Source organism: Rickettsia montanensis str. OSU 85-930, from assembly GCF_000284175.1.
GTDB lineage: Bacteria > Pseudomonadota > Alphaproteobacteria > Rickettsiales > Rickettsiaceae > Rickettsia > Rickettsia rickettsii.
The window spans coordinates 310,245-328,256 of sequence record NC_017043.1; the positions used below are offsets into that span (position 1 = coordinate 310,245).

Sequence of the window (18,012 nt, forward strand, 5' to 3'; positions counted from 1 at the left end):
TATGGAGAATAAAACAGTTAAAGTAGCTATCGTATATTATAGTGGATACGGTCATACTGCAAAAGTAGCTGAAGAACTAAATAAGAGCGTAAAAGAAGCAGGAGCAAATGTTTCTATTATACAAATAAATAAAGATAAACCTGATAATCTCGATTGGGATTTATTAGACAATGCAGATGCTATCATTTTTGGAGTCCTAACCTATATGGGTAGTTTAGCCGGATCGTTTAAAATATTTATGGAAGCTACCTCAACTAGATGGGCACAACAAAAATGGAAAGATAAAATAGCTGCAGCTTTTACTAATTCTGCTTCTTATTCAGGTGATAAGTTTATGCAGTATTCAGCAGCTATTTCACTTCGCTATGCAGCATTGTATGATTTGGGTCGGGCAAGCTGAAGCTGCTCCGAATTTTTCTGATCATGAGATGCCTGATCCCGATAAAATTAACCGCTTAGATAGCTGGTCAGGACGTATGACTCAATCTAACCACAAATCTTCTCCTGATATTACTCCTACTCAAGGCGATTTAAAAACTGCTAATTTCTTTGGTAAAAGAATAGTTGAAATAACTAAGAAGTTTAAAGGGTAGATTTATATGGTGTTTTATGTCATTCCCGCGGAAGCGGGAATCCAAAAAATAACTTTAATACTGCTATAAAATTACCATTAATTGATAAAATAAACCTAAAAAAACAAGTTTTTTATAGGTTTTACTGGCTTCCCGCTTCCGCGGGAATGACATTTATTATTTAACAAATGATGGTTTTTGTGAGTTCCTATTATTTAGAATTTTTCGTCGTTCTCTTTTAGTTTTTAGAGTTTTTGTATTCCTATTAACACCAACATCACTCCAGTTACCACTATCGCTTTCACTGCCACTACTATCACTCATCTCCATAACAACTCTTCGTGCTAAAATTGATGCAACTCCACTAAGTTTGTTAACATTCTGAACAGGCTTACTATGAGAATGTGCAACCGGTTTTCCTGTATTAGGATCAAATTCAACTTTTTTTAGTTTGTGTTCACCTCTTATGGACTGCAGCAATAAATCTCTAGAATCTTGTACCTTAACATCCGTTTCTTCAACTTTTCTTAGTTTTTTTGGCCCTGCTATTTCTCTCATTAAATCAGAAGTATCTATAGAAGGACGTGGTTGATTTTCCGGTTTTTTAACCGTAGTAGCTTCCACAGGCTTAGATAATTTCTCAGTCTGAGCCGAAACCGGAGCCATAGGTGGGGGTGGCGGAGGTGGGATGTTATTTTGTGATAAAGGAGGAGGCGGCGGCGGTGGTGATGGAATGTTATTTCCAGGTAAAGGAGGAGGCGGCGGCGGTGGTGATGGAATGTTATTTCCCGATAAAGGAGGAGGCGGCGGTGGTGGTGATGGAATGTTATTTCCAGGTAAAGGAGGAGGCGGCGGTGGTGGTGATGGAATGTTATTTCCAGGTAAAGGAGGAGGCGGCGGTGGTGGTGATGGAATGTTATTTCCAGGTAAAGGAGGAGGCGGCGGTGGTGGTGATGGAATGTTATTTCCAGGTAAAGGAGGAGGCGGTGTTATATTATTTTCCAAAGGTTTAGCTAGGGACGAATTTGTTAATATTGGTTCTTTTGTTGAAGCCATGTGATTTGTAAGGTTACTTACTATCTTTTGTAACTCCTCATTGTCAGGTAATTTTGCAATTATATCATTAATATTTCTTTCTTTATTTTCAATTAATTCCTCAAATTTATGCTTCGTTTTATATAATTGTTCATCAATCTTCCTAATTGTTCTAGTATTACTCTCTTTGTTTTTTGCTAAAACCTGCTCACTATTATTTACAAAAACATTTTTAACATTTTGCCAAATATTATTTAATTTTTCAAAAAATGTATAAGGTACTTCTTCCCTAATTTCAGCAACCTGTTTTTGTATTTCTTTAAGTTCTTTGACATTAGAATTTTCGGATATTAAATTTTGAATGTTTTGTTTTGTAGCATTTAAAGAATTATATTGTTTCTCTAGTTCTTCAGCATTAATGAATTGTAAGGGATTTGTCATATGTAGAGCTGAGAATCTTTCAGGTTTACTCTTATAACTAAAAAATACTTCCGATAATCTTTCTCTTTGATCTTTAGATAAATCTTTCTTTGTTAAATCCTTAAAATTTTTTTCGATTTCTTCTTGTAATTCTTGCTTTAAAGATACAGATTTTTCCGCTATATTATATATCTTATTATCAATATCTTTTAATATTTTATTATTATACTTTATTGCTTCATTTGTTAACTGTTCTTCACTTTTTATAAAAATATACTTTACATTAGAAACTGTGTTTACAAATCTTTTAAACCAAGGCAGCGATCTATTATATTCTTTTTCTAGTGCTTTAGTTTCATTTTGTATTTCGATTAAACCTTGCAACTGCTTATTTTGTTCACATAATTCATTTACTTGGCTTAATATAGTATTTAAAGCATTATTTTCTTGTGCTAATAATTTATTTATATCTATTTCTTTAGTCACGCCATACACCTACTATAAATTAATGTCAGCATTGTAGTAAATTTCTTGTACAAAAGCAAATGTATTTTTGATAAATAAAAAAAAGATAGATGAACGAATATAGTTAACGTAATTTTAAGGATGATAAGCCTATAAGAGCAAATATAACTGAAATAATCCAAAATCTTATTACGACTTTTGATTCTGCCCAGCCGTGTTTTTCAAAATGATGATGGAGCGGTGCCATTTTAAATATTCTTTTTCCTTTAGTAGCTTTGAAGTAATATACCTGTAAAATTACGGATGTCGTTTCAATAACAAACAAGCCGCCGACTATAGCTAAAACTATTTCATGCTTAGTAATAACGCTAATAATACCAAGCACACCGCCAAGACTTAGACTACCGGTGTCACCCATAAAAACTTCTGCCGGTTGTGCATTAAACCATAAAAATCCAAGGCAGCTACCGACTAATCCCGCACATAACACCGTTAACTCTCCAGTATTCGGTATATAGGTTAGCTGTAAGTAGTTCGAGTAAATTAGATTTCCTACTAAATAACTTATTAAAGCAAAAGAACCGGCAGTAAAGGCAATAGGAACGGTAGCAAGACCATCAAGCCCATCCGTTAGATTCACGGCATTAGAAGAGCCGACTATAACAAACATAGCAAAAACTATATAAAAATAACCAAGATCCAAACTTAAATTTTTAAAAAACGGTACATTAAGTAAATGACTTGGACTTTTATCTAGATATTCTAGTAAAACACATATAATGAAGCTAATAATTCCTTGAAGTAAAAGCTTACTTTTTCCTCTTACTCCGTAATGATTATTTTTAGTTACCTTAGCATAATCATCCATAAATCCTATAATACCGAAACTAATAAAACCAAATAACGTAATCCAAATATATTTATTAGTTAAATCAGCAAGTAATAAAGTAGAAAGACAACTAGACAAAATAATCATAATGCCCCCCATTGTCGGAGTACCTACTTTTGTTTGATGCGATTCAGGTCCGTCTGAGCGTATAGGCTGACCGTTTTTTTGAAGAGATCGCAGAAATTTTATTAATATCGGACCCGTGATAAAGCTAAGGCTTAGAGTTATAATAATAGCAAGACCGCTACGAAAAGTAATATAGTGAAATAAATTAGCTATATGTGAATTATGGACATGAGGAAGTAAAAGATTGTATAACATTTGTAGATTTAAATTTAAAAGTATATTTTGATGTTATTCATTGTGCATGGATACCAAATCGTCATTGCGAGCAGTCATAGACTGCGCAGCAATCTCGTCAAACATCCTGTGAGATCGCTTCGTCAATTACTACGTGATTTCCGCGCAATGACGGGCAACCAAACCACACAATACTAAGAATATCCTAGTGTATTTATTTATAATAATCAACAATCTTATCAAGTTTTACGCCTCTTGACCCTTTTATTAGAATAAGCTCATTACCTTCAAATAAATCTGTAATATGCGTCATTAATTCATCAACATTTTTAAAGTATTTTTTAGCTATTTTGGAAGGTAGTAAATCATCAATATATTTAGTATTTACTCCTACTAAATAGACCTTAGAGCAAGCGGCATCTAATATGTACTGCACTAGTTTCTCATGTAATCGTTTAGAATTTTCCCCTAGCTCTAGCATATCGCCTATTATAGCAGTTTTATTCTCGGCAGGTACTTGTTTTAAGTATTCTAATGCAGCTTTCATTGACTGCGGACTTGCGTTATAGTAATCACAAATTACACGACAATTTTGTATATTGATAATTTCCCCTCTTCCTTTAGTAGGAGAAATATTTGCTAAGTGATTTGCAGCTATCTCTATATCTTTACCTAATATATCGATAATTAAAAGTACACCGGTATAATTTTCGGTAAAATGCCGAGGAATAAACGGTATTGTTACATCTAAGACTTTATTATTTATCTTATACTTTAAGTAGACTTGCTCTCCTAGGTTCTCATATAAAATTAACTCTGCCGAAGTTTTAGATGATCTACCGAAGCTATGTATATCGGTGATAGAAAGGTTTTTTAATATCGATAATATTTTGTTATAGCAATTAGTATCGGCATTAATAACGGCAATATCATTTTTGCTAAAATTTGCAAAAATCTCACATTTAGCTTCAGCTATCTCTTCAAGCGAGTTAAAAAATTCTAAATGAGCCTCCGAAATATTAGTAATCATGGCAATATTCGGCTTTAATATTTGAACCAGCTCTCTTATTTCACCTTTATGGTTCATGCCAAGCTCAAAAATAGCATATTCCGTATCATCAGCCATTGAAGCAAGATTAATAAGCATACCGAGTTTGTTATTGAAGTTACCTCGGCTAGCAAAAACTAGAAAATCATGTTGTAATAATACTTTCAGTGCTTCTTTGGTAGAAGTTTTACCGACGCTGCCTGTTATAACTATAAATTTAGCTTTTGAATTCTCTCGTTTATATAAAGCCATTTTTTGTAGAGCTTCAAAACAATCATCGACTAAGATAATTTTATCTTTATCATTGATCTCTACTTGCTTACTAATAATTACGGCTGCTGCTCCTTTATCTATTGCATCTAGAACATAATCGTGACCATCTCTATTACCTTGAAGTGCTATAAATAAATCACCTTTTTTAACGTCTTTGGAATTAAATTGCACTTCATTACAATTTATAGAATTAGAAATTGTTATACCGAGAGCAGCACTTAAAGTTTTAGAGTTCCAGATCATATGTTTTTGTTATTTATGTGTTGTTGTATGGCTTTTTGATGTCATTCCCGCGTAGGCGAGAAGCCAGTAAACATATAAAAAGCAAGCTTTTTATATGTTTATTTTATCAAATATGTAACTTCTGTATTAATATTGAAGTTATTTTTCTGGACCCCCGCTTCCGCGGGGATGACATCAAGGTTTTTTTTTTAAACTGTCCGGTACTATAGGTCAAGCCACGGGATGACAAACTTTTACACACTTCCTCACAACTTCAGCATCATCAAAAGGTAATTTCTTATCGCCTATAATTTGGTAATTTTCATGACCTTTGCCAGCAACTAATAAGATATCATCTTGTTTTAAATTATTTATACCGTATTTAATAGCCTCTTCTCTATTTGCTATTTCTGTATAATCTGCTTTCTCTATACCGCTTATGATTTCAGCTCTAATAAGCTTTGGGTCTTCATTGCGTGGATTATCATCTGTAATTATGATGGTATCGGCACGTTTTGCGGCCATTTGCCCCATAAGACTTCTCTTTGCCTTATCACGATTACCGCCGCAGCCAAAAACTACGCTTAGCTTACTATCATGTAATTTAATATTTTTCAGTTCCGTTAAAGCTTTTTCAAGAGCATCCGGAGTGTGGGCATAATCAACGAAGATATTAGTGTTATCTATTCTCTCCATTCTGCCTTTTACTGCTTTAACTTCTACTAAAGAATCTATAACATCATCAAAAGCAAAACCAGTATAATGCATGCTAAGAACAGCAATTAATAAATTACTAGCCTGAAAGCTACCAATTATCGGGGTATTAAAATTATATTCTCTATTATTAAATGTAAAATTAATATTTTGTCCTTTTAAAGAACAGTTAATTCTAGTTATTTCTAAATCACCTTTTTTCCCAACGGTTATAAATTTAATATTATGATTATGTAGATAATCTTTAACAAACTCTATTTCTTCTATATCAGAATTTAATATTGCGATGCCGTTCGGTAATAAATGATTTATAAATAATTTCAGTTTGGCTAATAAATAATTTTCTTTTGTATGGTGGTAATCTAGATGATCCTGACTAAAGCTAGTAAAACATGCGATATTTACTTTTATTTCCCTAAGTCTTGCTTGATCAAGACCATGACTAGAAGCTTCAAAAACTAAATATTCTATACCATTTTCAGCTAAATTATGAGCAATTTTTCTAAAGCTTAAATAGTCTAAAGTTGTTAATTCCGGTACATCATTTATAAGATTATCGCAGCCAAATATTTCTACCCCTATTGTACCTATAGATGCTGCTTTTTTCCCAAGTAATGAATGTGTTTGAGCTATATAGGATACTACCGAGCTTTTACCGTTAGTACCGGTTACGGCTATTAGATTCTTTGGTTTTTTAGGATAGAATATTTCTATGGCTTCATGTAAAGCTGCCTGCACATCTTTTACGTAAATTACTTTATCTATAACAATATTTTTTTTATTGTCCGTAATTACTAATACTGCACCTTTGCTTAAAGCATCCTTAATAAAAGCATTTCCATCAGTATTCCGTCCTTTAATCGCAAAAAATACGTCTTTATCCTTAACGGTTTTAGAATTAATCGACAAACCTTTTACTTTATGTTGTTGAAATAATTGCTTTAGGTTATGGGACATATTTATTATGTTAAAAACGTGTTACCGTCATTGCGAGGAAATTGCATAGCAATTGACGAAGCAATCTCAGGAGTTTGTTATTTGTTATTACTTCATGAGATTGCCACGCAGCCTACGGTTGCTTGCAATGACGGAGCAGGAATGACATCGAGTCTACACCTCCGATAAATTCCAAAGTAGTTGATTTGCCTCAACAATTATATTTTTATCTACTAATTTCTTGATATATACTAATTTATTATCTGGTTTAATTTTTGCTTGATTAGAGTAAGTACTAACGAATTTTAAAATTTTATCAGTCATATCGGCATTTTTATAAAATTTAATCACAAATCCGTTATCTCCTGAATCTAAATTTTCAATATTTAACTTAAAGCATAATAGTTTTATTTTTACAATATCAAGTAAATTATTAAATTCAATCGGTAGTAAACCGAATCTATCAATCATCTCATCTTTAAATATCTCTACTTCTATCTCATTACTTAAATTACCTATTCTTCTATATAGTCCAAGTTTAAGAGCTGCATCAGCTACATAATTATCTGGAATAAAGACGGATAATCCCAAATTAATAGTCGGGATAAAGGGTTGTTCTGAAACAATCGGTTCATCTTTAAAAATAGCTATTTGTTCTTCCAGCATTTCTTGATAGAGTTCTGTACCTACTTCTTTAATTTGTCCTGATTGTTCTTCACCTATCAAATTACCGAAACCTCGTAAATCCATATCATGGCTTGCAATAGTAAAACCTGAGCCCAAAGCACAACTATTTTGTATTATCTCTAAGCGTCTTAAGGAGTGCGATGTCATCTTTTTATGACTTGCTACCATTAGATAGGCATAACCCCGCATTTTACCTCGACCTATTCGACCACGCAATTGATATAGCTGACTAAGACCCAGCATATCAGCCTTATGTATGATCATGGTATTTGCCTCGGCTATATCAATTCCTGATTCTATAATAGTAGTTGAGACTAGTATATCGAATTTGCCGGCATAAAACTCGCTCATAACCTCATCAATTTTACTAGGAGCCATTTTTCCGTGAGCTATTTTATAGCTTAATTCCGGCACGATTTGTTTTAATTGTTTTTCGATATCCTCTATATCTTTAATTCTTGGAACTACATAAAAGCTTCTTCCGCCTCTAAAATGTTCGCGTAATAATGCATCTCTGATAATAACGGGATCAAACGGCATAACCGAGGTACGAACTTCCAGCCTGTTTAGAGGCGGCGTTGCAATAATGCTAAGTTCTTTTAAACCGGTCATTGACATTTGCAGCGTTCGAGGAATCGGTGTTGCCGACATTGCAAGTACATGGGAAGAGGATTTTAGCGATTTAAGAAATTCTTTTTGACCGACACCGAAATGCTGTTCTTCATCGATTATTAACAATTTCAAATTAAAAAATTTTATATTTTTATGTAATAAAGAATGAGTGCCTATTATTATATTTATTTTACCGCTTTCAAGCTCCGATCTTATAATTTTTGCTTCTTTAGAACTAATAACGCTAGATAATTGCTTGATATTTAAACCAAAACCTTTGAACCTTTCTATGAACCTTGAAAAATGTTGACTACATAAAATAGTTGTCGGTACAACTATGGCTACTTGAGGTAAATGTTCATTTAGAGATTTTGCTACCATAAAGACGGCACGCATTGCTACCTCTGTTTTACCAAACCCGACATCACCACATATTAACCTATCCATTAACATACCGTTTCTTAGATCTTCTTTAATATCGTTTATAGCGGTTAATTGATCTTCCGTTTCGCTGAAAGGAAAATTAGCACAAAATTTATCATATTCTTCAAGGTCAAATTCAACGGGAGCACTACTACTAAGTTTCCTTTTAGCTGCTATTTGTATTAAATGCAGTGCTATCTCTTTTATACGCTTTTTAAGCTTTGCCTTACTTCTTTGCCATGAAACGCTACCAAGCTTATCAAGCTCCGCATTATCATTGCCGTATTTTTTTATTACCTCTATACTTTCAACTGGTATATATAATTTATCATTGCCGGCATATAAAATCTTTAAAAAATCATGTGGTTTGCCTTTGATTTCTAAAGCTTCTAGCCTTAAAAACTGCCCTATTCCATGATCTTTGTGAACAACAAATTCACCTTCAGCTAAATTATCAAGCTCCAGCAAGATATTTTTAAGTCTTTTGTTAGTGTTTGTAGAGCTAGGTCTTTCTTCTAATAATTCGCTAGCGGTAATAAATAAATATTCTTTCGTATAAAAGCTTTGATTTAAAGGAATTATCCCGACATTTATTATTGAAGCCTTAGCCTCATCTAATTTATTTATCTCATTATATTTATATTCATAATTTTGAATTATGCTTTTGATTCGCTCAAAACTACTTAAAACGCTTGAGCCTATAATAATTTTCTTATGAGAATTTGCTTTAATAACCTCAAATAATTTATCGAAAACCGTTTTCTTTTCTATAAAACTTGTAGCAGCTATATTTTCAATTAAGCTAGCTTGCTCTGAGTTTTCAAAAGTAAGTAGTATATTATTTTTTCGTTCTAGTAATTCTGTTATTTCAGAAGCGGTAAAATATAAGCTAGTCGGTGAAAGGGTGGGATAGAAACTATTAAATTTAAGTTTATTTACCTCTGACCTTACCGAATAAAAATCGTTATAACTATGTTCAAATTCTAAAATGGCTTGTTTTGACAAATTATCGAATATGAAAATAGGATCGTTTAAATAATCTATTAAGTTAGAGCAGGAATCGTAAAATAACGGGAGTAATTGTTCATATCCTGTGAATTTTCTTCCAGATATTACCGCCTCATATAAAGGATTATCAGTATGATTAACTCCAAAATTTCGTAAGTAATTATTCTTAAAATTACCTATAGTTTCACTATTTAAAACTATCTCATTTGCAGGACTAATAATAAGCTCCCTGCAGAATTTAGTCGAAATTTGTGTATCAATATCAAATTCTTTTATTGATTCAATATAACCCCAGCTAAAATGAATTCTATAGGCTTTAGGACCTGGCAATATTATATCAATGATTTCGCCTCTAACCGCAAATTCCCCGGCATCGATGCTATTCGCATTTCTTGTAAAACTATTTTCTACTAGAAACATAACAAGCTCATCCGTAGTAAATTTCATTTTAGGAGATAATTTCAAAAAATATTTAGAAAAAAAATCTTTCGGTGGTAATTTGTTTAATAAGTTCGCTGTATGAGTGATGAGTAACTTGCTATTACCATTATTTGTTGTTAGCTTGGTTAATGTTTCTGCACGTCTAGATAAGATATTTGCATTTGGTGACGTATGGTCATAAGGGATGGTATCATAGCTTGGAAAGTAATAAATATTTTCATTAGAAGAAAAAAATAAAGCTTGCTTGTATAATTGCAACGCCTCCTCTTCATTACTCGCACTTAAGATGAAATCTTGCTTAAGATTCTTAGTAAAATTATCAATTGCAAAGAAAGATTTGGCAGCCGCCGGAAATTTTTGTTGTAACATTTTACAGGAGTTTATATTTTTGCTATTTTGCGTAATTTATCAATTATTTTGGCATCTAGATAAGAAGGAGCAGAAGATTTATTATTAATCCAATTATAAAGATCATTATCATTTTGATCAAGTATTAAAGAATAGCTTCCAAGTTTTTTTTCGTCCATTAAGGATAGGTACTTTTCGGCAAAGCTACCGAGTATATAATCCATTTCTCTGCAACCGCGATTTTTACTACGGTAAAAAAGTTTCTTTTGTAAAGAGTTTTTATTTAATTTATTCATCTATAACATCTTGCAAAATTTTTTTATAATAATATTATTAAGATTATCAGATACCAAGATCATTTTAAAATGCTTTAATAATTCAGCACTCTAATAAATCCATTCTACATGGGTAAAATTCTATTAACTTTTATTATCAATAACAGCAAGAAAGCGTAAATATGTCGGTTCAAAATATCTGTTCTACAAAAGCTTATGATATGCTCATTTCAAATGATAATGCTTTTCTTGTAGATGTTAGAACTAGAGAAGAGTGGCAGCAAGTGGGAATACCTCATTTAGATAATAAAAATAAGGTGATCTTTCTAAGTTGGCAATTGAATAAAGATTTTGAAGATAATTTTTTATCTATCGTCAACGATAAAATTCATGCAATAATATTTTTTCTGTGCCGTTCAGGATATAGGTCATTTATCGCAGCAAATTTTATAACTAATATAGGTTATAAAAATTGTTATAATATTAGTGACGGCTTTGAAGGAAATAATCAAGATAAAGGCTGGAAACAAAATAACTTACCGTGGCAGTTTTAAGTGAGTACTAATCAAATAATTTTAACGGATCAAGGTGATAATTATGTAAATGTCTGGAGTCACGTAGCTCAAGATCTTTACAATCATTACGGTGAAACTCTATATAATCGCTGGTTTAGTAAAGTCAATTTTATAGAGTCTTCATTAAATACCGTTATTCTTTGTGCCCCTACTAACTTTGTTAGAGATTGGATAAAATCCAAGTACTCCATGGTCATATTGCAACTATTTCAACATTATAATAATACCATTAAGTCAATTGAAATAATTACTAAAGAGTTACCTGGAACAACCCAAACAGTTATAGAATTACCTACTAAGACTTTTGCCGATATCGGCAGCAGTGAGCTTAATTCGGAAAATATCTTTTCAACCCTTGACGTACGTTTTACTTTCGATAATTTTGTGGTTGGAGCCCCAAATGAGCTAGCTTATGCAGCAGCAAGAGCGGTTGCGGAATCATCAGGTGCGGTTTCTGAGTCTAATCCGCTTTTTCTATATGGCGGCGTAGGGCTTGGTAAAACTCATTTAATGCATGCAATCGGTTGGTATATCAAGCAGAATAACCCAAGCCGCAAAGTGATATACATGTCGGCAGAAAAATTTATGTATCAGTTTGTTAAAGCTCTGCGTAACAAAGAAGTAATCTCGTTTAAAGAGAAATTTCGTTCGGTTGACGTGTTAATGATTGATGATATTCAATTTATTTGCGGTAAAGATAGTACGCAGGAAGAATTTTTCCATACTTTTAATACATTGATTGATAATAACCGTCAAATGGTTATTTCTTGTGATAGGTCGCCTTCAGATTTAGATAATATTGAAGATCGGATAAAATCTCGTCTTGGATGGGGCTTAGTTGCCGACGTTCATAGTACTACTTATGAGCTACGACTCGGTATTCTAGAATCTAAGATTGAGCAGATGAACGTTAAAATACCAAAAGACGTAATTGATTTTTTAGCATCTAAAATCGTTTCAAACGTTAGAGAACTTGAAGGAGCTTTAAATAAGGTGATTGCTCATTCTAATTTTACTTTAAAAGAAATTACACTCGAAAACACACAAAATATTTTGCGGGATTTACTGCGTTCTAATGAAAGAATAATTACCGTTGAAGATATTCAGAAAAAGGTAGCTAGCCGTTATAATATTAAGTTATCCGATATGTCTTCATCACGGAGATTACGAGAAGTTGCAAGACCGCGTCAAATAGCCATGTATCTTAGTAAAGCATTAACGCCAAAAAGTCTTGCAGATATCGGTAAAAAATTCGGTAAAAAAGACCACACGACGGTTATGCATGCTATTAAGAAAGTAGAAGAATTACTGGAACACGATATAGAATTACGCGAAGAGATTAATTTGCTAATGAAAATATTGCAGAACTAAATGTCATACCGTGGTCAAGCTGACTTTGTTGCATGGTCCAAAAAACCGACTCTATGTCATTCCCGCGAAAGCGGGAACCCAGGGTAAAGCAAAATAAATCGAGCTTTTAATTGTACAAACTTATTATGTATAACCTTTAAATTACTGGATTCCCGCTTTCGTGGGAATGACATAGATATATATCAAATGCTCTCAAAAAACGATTCAGTAAAAGAAATTTTTTCAAGATTCTCCGGAAAATACCGAATTAACAGAATTATAGATAATTATGGTTACGGTGAGGGGGTAGCATATTTCTTACTTAAAAGTTTAAATGAATTAATCTATAAAGAGGAATTACAAATTCACTATCACGACTATGATTATCAAATCCACGCTAATCAAGAATATAGATATATTTTTAAGAATAGTAATATTACAAAATATTTTATTGCTCCTGAAAAGAGCTTATTTTATCAATTAAAATTTGTTGATGCAGACAGGGTGTACTCAAATGATTTGAAGAATTGGAATGTAAAACGCGGAGCGAGTACGCACAGCCTATACTTAATAGGTGAGCATGCGAGTCCTCCGAAGTTTTGCAGAAACAATTCTTCAAATCATTTGAGTATACAAGCTACAGGCAGTCATCTATGTAGTAAAGATCAATATAATGCTACCTTATGTATTTTTAAATCCTGATTCATTTACTCTTAGCTACCAAGTTCTAGGACCTCAAAAAGACCATAATATTGTCTATATCAGTTGTTTCCAAAGTTTGATTATTATTATCATCATTTGTATCATATATATCTTTTCTTTTAGAAAAGGAAAGTTTTAATCTCTTTTGAGACGAGGTAGGAGAAATAGTTTGATTAAATTTGGTTTTAGCACATAAAATTTGTAGAATTTCAGGTAGGATTTTTTTAATTTCTTTCTTGAGAGATGCTTGTTTTTGAGCTAAAAATCCTTCAATATTTTTTAAGCTTTCAGTAAATTCCAAGTAGGTTATTTCAATTAAATCCTTTAAATCTTGAGAAAAATCCTTTTTTTCAAGCAATTTAGTTTTTGTAAGCTTTAAATTGCGTTCTCCTATATTTTTTACTTTAAGAATTAAAGCAGCGAAATTTTGGTCTAATAAATTTTATGAACTTTTTCTAAAAAAGATTTTATATCATTACTTTTTACATTATCCATATTTTTGTAAAATTACATTGAAGCTAAGATGTCAAAATTTGCTAGTTTATAATTATTTAATTTTTTACTAAGCCATTCTATTAATATATTACCTTCTTTAATAAGTAATAGATTACCATTTTGTACATTTGTAGTGTCATAATCTATTGGACAGGAATTTGGTAACACATATTTATAGTTTTTCAGTATACCTCTTGTTTGAGCAACGGCATGCTCAGCAGACATAGGAAAAAACTTCTTATATGATAAAAATATACTATTTTTATCAATAAGTTCTAAAAACATAGGAGCCGTAAATAAGGTTGCATTATTTCTATGCGTTGCAAGCATAAATAACAAATGTGTTAACTTTTCTGCAAAGTAATTTAGTTTTCGCGGTAATTCTTCTATATTTTGTGTCGATGCTTTAGCATGCACAACTTCAAATATACGTTTTATAATAGCATTTTTATATTCATGTTCTGGCTCAAATTTAGATAAAATTTCATCATACTTTCCTAAGCCAGATACATCTGTTTGTACATTACCGGTTTTATAATGTACTATATGATTAATTGTAAAAGTTTCTTCTTTAGTATTTGAGATCTTACATATAGTAGATAAATCACTATTTATTTCTTCTAAAATCCGGTGCTTTAGCTGATTTTTATTATTCCTGCCAATCATTTCAGCAAAAGCTAAAAGTCCTTTAGAATTATGTATTGTAAAATTTAATGGGTTATTACTTATACTTTTTTAAGTTGATATTACTGTTTTGCAATTCTTGTAATAATACTTTCTTTGCATGCTGAGCAGTAATACCGTCTGCTAAAGCAAATATCTTAGGGATAGAGTGATTTGGATTAAATACACAGTGCAATAGCTTTTGATAATCCTTATCACTTATATTTTCTTTGTTATAATCTTTAAATAATTATGTTTATTAAAAGCAGTTTTGATAATATTAAAATTTTCTTCGTAATAATCATTATCTACAGCTAATATTTCAGATTTAATTTTTTTATAAATATTTCTAATAGTAGAATATTTAAAAAATCTATCAGCTAAATTATGTAATACTAAACCTAGTTTAAGTTTAAAATCTTCAGAGTTATGTATATAGTTAATATCTAGTATATTTTTAAGTAAAAAATTAAGATACTTAGGTAAAGTATAATTTTCTTTTAACTCTTCATCAGAGAAACTATCAAAGTTTTCGTATTTTAGCATTATTATTTATAGTAGAAATAGCTACAATGTATTTTATAAGTTAAATTTTGTTCAGTTTATATAGATAAATTTATTGACAAAAGTCAATTTTTATTGTATTTTGCCCTCTCAGTATTTTTGAAAGGTAGTTATGGTAGATATGAACAATAATAAGATTAGCTTAGCACTATTTGAAGGCGGTGGAGTAAAAGGAAATATCCATTTAGAAAAATTAAAAATAATGGAGCAAATAACCGGTAAGCCTACTTGTGAGATATTCGATTTTACTGGAGGGACCAGTGTTGGAGGACTTATTCCTATTTTGCTTAATTTACCGGATCCTAATAATCCCGGAAAACCTTTATTCAGTGCAGAGCAAGCTCAAGAACTGTTTGAAGGAATGGCACACGATATTTTTCCGGCGGGATTAACTTTTAGAAAATTTTGGAGTTTTAATGGCTTATTCAGCCATAAATTTTCTCCTGAACCATTAGTAAAATTATTGAAAGAATATTGTAAGGATTATACCCTCAAGGATTTAATCGGTGATGTTGTAGTTACAGGTTATGATCTAAATAATAAACAAAATCCTCTTATGACCTTCTCTACTATAGAGGCTAGACAAAGTGAAGAGAATGATTATTACCTTTCAGATATAATACAAGGCATCACTGCAGCACCTGGATATTTCCCCAGCCACAGTTTCAGTAATATAACCAATACTAAATTACATAAAATTATTGATGGTGGAGTATATGCTAATGACCCAACCTTACAAACATGGAAGTTATTAAAAGAAAATAACTATCACATAGACAACGCTGTGTACTTATCATTAAAAGAAGAAAATAATGATGATTACCAAACTGTTTGTTGCGGCGGAGGAATAATAGAACTATTAAGAAATAATATGCCCAGTAAAATATTAGCAGCAACACAACAAGCTGGTGAAATAACCGCTCAAAGCATTTTGGGTGATAAATTAATAGAAATAGCTACTGATATTCCGGAAAAACATGCTGAGATGAGTAATTCTAGTACTGAAAATCTGCAAGCACTAAAAGAATTTGCTAAAAAATCTATATATGAAAGCTCCACCTTGAGAGATGCACCATATAATGAAAAATTTAAAGAAGCTATTGATAAAATAATAAATAATTATAATGCAAATAACCCTAACGACCAAATTGTTATGAATGATTTTTATAAAGAGTTATTCCATATTAATACTTCTAATAACGCACTTGATAAAAGTTTTGAAAAGGAAGAGGATATAGCAAACAACGAGGATGCAGTTAATACACCGATAGCTCAAGCTCTAGATTCTAAAGATATGGAACCTGGAAAAGAAGAATTATTAGCAGGTATCAAGGAGTTTCTTAATCCATTCATTGAAAAAAATCCAGAAGCAAAAGCAGATATAGAGAATTTTTTACACGAAATAAAAAATTTGACATTAGCAGAAATTGAAGACGGTATTATTAGTTTTAAAGAAGCGAGCTTAAAATGGCAAGCCGAGCAAAATAACCTTGATGTATTTAGTAGCTGTAGTATGGAAGCCTTAAAAGAGGATATGACTCTTGAGGGTGAAGAGCATACAGATGATGTACCAGGTTATCTCTAACTTTCTTAATGTCATTCCCGCGTAGGCGGGAATCCAGTCAAAAAAAAGTATAAATATGCTAGACTTTTAAAACTAAACGCCCGATTTATCTCTCTTTACCCTGGATTCCATCGAACGCTTTCTTCGAGCCATACAACAACGCCCACAGCTGCTCACAATGACGACACCTGTTTTTAGTTAGGAATATTTGACTTTTTCTTATATAAAATCCAAATACAGTAAAACGAAATAGCAGAGCTAATACTTAAAACGAAGCATAATAAAGCAAAATTGCTTATCGTTGCGCCGTGTATTTTAGAAACCAAATAAGTTACAGCAGCGGTAACTACGTAGTATATTGCACCAAATATAGATCCTGCTGTACCTGTTACTTTAGCATAATCCTCCAGTGCATAACGAAGCATCATAGGGATAAGTAGATTATGCCCAACCATATGAATCATCATCGGTGCAAATATCATAGCGATTGCAAGATTATGACTCGTTGAAATAACTTTTAATATAAAAGCATTTACCGCAAATAATATACAACCGCACAAACTAAAAATAAATCCTAAACCCATAACTTTTTTATCGTGTACATGGCGTTTTTTTATTAAATACCCCCCTAAAAAGCCTCCAAAGATAGAGGCAAAAGATAATAAAAATGCTAATTTACCGTAAAAAGATGGCAAAACTTTCATTTTATCAATAAAAATAAAAGGAGCTTCTATGAAAAAACCGTAATATATGCCATTAAATGCACCGATGATAAAAGCATATAACCAAAGAATTTTATCTTTAATAATTACCTGCAAAACCTCAAAATATTTACTACTTTGGGAAAAAGCTATATAAGAATTTGTTTCAGGTAAAACTTTATAATATAAAGCTAATAATATAGTACCGGTAAGGCTAAAAAATACAAAAACATAATGCCAGCTTGAATATTCTATAATATAGCCCCCTATAGATGAACCTAGAGCAGGGATAAATAACAGCCACGGAGATAAGCTAGCATAGACATATGATAACTCTGAGCCTTGATAGGAGTCTCTAGCCATAGCCTGCCCAATAACAGAACCTACACTTACACCGAAAGCTTGCACAAAACGAGCTATCATCAACATTTCTATATTAACTGCAAAAATGCTAATAATTGAAGATACAACATAAATAAAAAGCCCTAATAAAGCTATAGGTCTCCTGCCGTAAATATCCGATAATCTGCCGAGTGATAATATACCAAGAGCAAACCCTAGAAAATATAATGTAGACGTAATTTGAGTGATACCGCCGTCAATGCCGAAATATTTGGTTAAACTCGGTAATCCTGAAGTATAAATTGTTTCCGTAGTCGGTGATAAAATAAATAAGCATAGAAGCATCCATGCCGGAATCTTCGCAATAATTTTCATAAATGATTTTTTT

General features: G+C 31.9%; 16 protein-coding genes. 6 read left to right on the forward strand and 10 right to left on the reverse strand.

Going from position 1 to position 18,012, the window contains the following annotated elements; all coding sequences use genetic code 11:
* The first annotated feature begins 1 nt into the window (after nucleotide 1).
* Together MCI_RS07315 and MCI_RS09435 are read left to right on the forward strand one after the other, a co-directional pair.
* Nucleotides 2-400: a flavodoxin family protein gene (locus MCI_RS07315; RefSeq protein ID WP_014409399.1), complete on the forward strand. Its 399-nt coding sequence runs from the start codon at nucleotides 2-4 to the stop codon at nucleotides 398-400.
* The gene (locus tag MCI_RS09435; protein ID WP_014409400.1) at nucleotides 378-593 is read left to right on the forward strand and encodes a hypothetical protein; all 216 of its coding nucleotides are present in this window, start codon (nucleotides 378-380) and stop codon (nucleotides 591-593) included. The genes MCI_RS07315 and MCI_RS09435 overlap by 23 nt, the downstream gene beginning before the upstream one ends.
* Before the next feature lie 156 nt (nucleotides 594-749).
* Here the strand turns inward: MCI_RS09435 and MCI_RS01690 are convergent, their stop codons facing one another.
* The 6 genes from MCI_RS01690 to MCI_RS01715 all read right to left on the reverse strand — a co-directional run bounded on the left by MCI_RS01690 (nucleotide 750) and on the right by MCI_RS01715 (nucleotide 10,689).
* On the reverse strand, nucleotides 750-2,513 hold the full coding sequence (locus tag MCI_RS01690; RefSeq protein ID WP_014409401.1) for a hypothetical protein: 1,764 nt from the start codon (nucleotides 2,511-2,513) through the stop codon (nucleotides 750-752).
* 103 nt (nucleotides 2,514-2,616) lie between these two features.
* Nucleotides 2,617-3,702: a phospho-N-acetylmuramoyl-pentapeptide-transferase gene (mraY, locus tag MCI_RS01695; protein WP_014409402.1), complete on the reverse strand. Its 1,086-nt coding sequence runs from the start codon at nucleotides 3,700-3,702 to the stop codon at nucleotides 2,617-2,619.
* Between the two features lie 193 nt (nucleotides 3,703-3,895).
* Nucleotides 3,896-5,245 (reverse strand): UDP-N-acetylmuramoyl-tripeptide--D-alanyl-D-alanine ligase, encoded by a 1,350-nt coding sequence (locus tag MCI_RS01700; protein ID WP_014409403.1) that lies wholly within the window; start codon nucleotides 5,243-5,245, stop codon nucleotides 3,896-3,898.
* A 210-nt stretch (nucleotides 5,246-5,455) separates the two neighbouring features.
* Nucleotides 5,456-6,895 (reverse strand): UDP-N-acetylmuramoyl-L-alanyl-D-glutamate--2,6-diaminopimelate ligase, encoded by a 1,440-nt coding sequence (locus tag MCI_RS01705; RefSeq protein WP_014409404.1) that lies wholly within the window; start codon nucleotides 6,893-6,895, stop codon nucleotides 5,456-5,458.
* Nucleotides 6,896-7,048: 153 nt separating this feature from the next.
* Nucleotides 7,049-10,414 carry a transcription-repair coupling factor gene (gene mfd / locus MCI_RS01710; RefSeq protein ID WP_014409405.1) on the reverse strand — a complete coding sequence of 1,122 codons (3,366 nt, stop codon included), beginning with the start codon at nucleotides 10,412-10,414 and terminating at the stop codon, nucleotides 7,049-7,051.
* Nucleotides 10,415-10,425: 11 nt separating this feature from the next.
* Entirely contained in the window at nucleotides 10,426-10,689 is a 264-nt protein-coding gene (locus MCI_RS01715; RefSeq protein ID WP_014409406.1) for a succinate dehydrogenase assembly factor 2, read from the reverse strand.
* Between the two features lie 161 nt (nucleotides 10,690-10,850).
* Here MCI_RS01715 and MCI_RS01720 point away from each other — a divergent pair, with 161 nt between their 5' ends.
* The 3 genes from MCI_RS01720 to MCI_RS09440 all read left to right on the forward strand — a co-directional run bounded on the left by MCI_RS01720 (nucleotide 10,851) and on the right by MCI_RS09440 (nucleotide 13,295).
* The gene (locus MCI_RS01720) at nucleotides 10,851-11,222 is read left to right on the forward strand and encodes a rhodanese-like domain-containing protein (protein ID WP_004997961.1); all 372 of its coding nucleotides are present in this window, start codon (nucleotides 10,851-10,853) and stop codon (nucleotides 11,220-11,222) included.
* The gene (gene dnaA / locus MCI_RS01725; RefSeq protein WP_014409407.1) at nucleotides 11,223-12,614 is read left to right on the forward strand and encodes a chromosomal replication initiator protein DnaA; all 1,392 of its coding nucleotides are present in this window, start codon (nucleotides 11,223-11,225) and stop codon (nucleotides 12,612-12,614) included. It begins immediately after the preceding gene.
* A gap of 186 nt (nucleotides 12,615-12,800) precedes the next feature.
* The gene (locus MCI_RS09440) at nucleotides 12,801-13,295 is read left to right on the forward strand and encodes a DUF6314 family protein (protein WP_014409408.1); all 495 of its coding nucleotides are present in this window, start codon (nucleotides 12,801-12,803) and stop codon (nucleotides 13,293-13,295) included.
* Nucleotides 13,296-13,320: 25 nt separating this feature from the next.
* On the opposite strand, the gene MCI_RS09445 is transcribed toward MCI_RS09440, so the two are convergent.
* From MCI_RS09445 to MCI_RS01755, 3 genes are all read right to left on the reverse strand, one after another.
* Nucleotides 13,321-13,653, reverse strand: coding sequence for a hypothetical protein (locus tag MCI_RS09445; protein WP_232202690.1), 333 nt, complete (start codon nucleotides 13,651-13,653; stop codon nucleotides 13,321-13,323).
* Between the two features lie 149 nt (nucleotides 13,654-13,802).
* Nucleotides 13,803-14,456: a hypothetical protein gene (locus MCI_RS09450; protein ID WP_232202691.1), complete on the reverse strand. Its 654-nt coding sequence runs from the start codon at nucleotides 14,454-14,456 to the stop codon at nucleotides 13,803-13,805.
* Between the two features lie 216 nt (nucleotides 14,457-14,672).
* Entirely contained in the window at nucleotides 14,673-14,999 is a 327-nt protein-coding gene (locus MCI_RS01755; RefSeq protein WP_014409409.1) for a hypothetical protein, read from the reverse strand.
* A 130-nt stretch (nucleotides 15,000-15,129) separates the two neighbouring features.
* Here MCI_RS01755 and MCI_RS01760 point away from each other — a divergent pair, with 130 nt between their 5' ends.
* Nucleotides 15,130-16,602: a patatin-like phospholipase family protein gene (locus MCI_RS01760; protein ID WP_014409410.1), complete on the forward strand. Its 1,473-nt coding sequence runs from the start codon at nucleotides 15,130-15,132 to the stop codon at nucleotides 16,600-16,602.
* A gap of 173 nt (nucleotides 16,603-16,775) precedes the next feature.
* On the opposite strand, the gene MCI_RS01765 is transcribed toward MCI_RS01760, so the two are convergent.
* Complete coding sequence (locus MCI_RS01765) at nucleotides 16,776-17,999, reverse strand: Bcr/CflA family efflux MFS transporter (protein ID WP_014409411.1); 1,224 nt, start codon at nucleotides 17,997-17,999, stop codon at nucleotides 16,776-16,778.
* Nucleotides 18,000-18,012 lie beyond the last annotated feature (13 nt).

Excerpts from the sequence above, each read along its gene's own strand:
- MCI_RS01705 (WP_014409404.1), bottom strand. The coding sequence starts at position 6,895 with ATGTCCCATAACCTAAAGCAATTATTTCAACAACATAAAGTAAAAGGT.
- mfd (WP_014409405.1), bottom strand. The coding sequence starts at position 10,414 with ATGTTACAACAAAAATTTCCGGCGGCTGCCAAATCTTTCTTTGCAATT.
- MCI_RS07315 (WP_014409399.1), top strand. The coding sequence starts at position 2 with ATGGAGAATAAAACAGTTAAAGTAGCTATCGTATATTATAGTGGATAC.
- MCI_RS01760 (WP_014409410.1), top strand. The coding sequence starts at position 15,130 with ATGGTAGATATGAACAATAATAAGATTAGCTTAGCACTATTTGAAGGC.
- MCI_RS01755 (WP_014409409.1), bottom strand. The coding sequence starts at position 14,999 with ATGCTAAAATACGAAAACTTTGATAGTTTCTCTGATGAAGAGTTAAAA.
- MCI_RS01720 (WP_004997961.1), top strand. The coding sequence starts at position 10,851 with ATGTCGGTTCAAAATATCTGTTCTACAAAAGCTTATGATATGCTCATT.
- MCI_RS09435 (WP_014409400.1), top strand. The coding sequence starts at position 378 with ATGATTTGGGTCGGGCAAGCTGAAGCTGCTCCGAATTTTTCTGATCAT.
- MCI_RS01700 (WP_014409403.1), bottom strand. The coding sequence starts at position 5,245 with ATGATCTGGAACTCTAAAACTTTAAGTGCTGCTCTCGGTATAACAATT.
- MCI_RS09450 (WP_232202691.1), bottom strand. The coding sequence starts at position 14,456 with ATGATTGGCAGGAATAATAAAAATCAGCTAAAGCACCGGATTTTAGAA.
- MCI_RS09440 (WP_014409408.1), top strand. The coding sequence starts at position 12,801 with ATGCTCTCAAAAAACGATTCAGTAAAAGAAATTTTTTCAAGATTCTCC.
- mraY (WP_014409402.1), bottom strand. The coding sequence starts at position 3,702 with ATGTTATACAATCTTTTACTTCCTCATGTCCATAATTCACATATAGCT.
- MCI_RS01715 (WP_014409406.1), bottom strand. The coding sequence starts at position 10,689 with ATGAATAAATTAAATAAAAACTCTTTACAAAAGAAACTTTTTTACCGT.
- MCI_RS01765 (WP_014409411.1), bottom strand. The coding sequence starts at position 17,999 with ATGAAAATTATTGCGAAGATTCCGGCATGGATGCTTCTATGCTTATTT.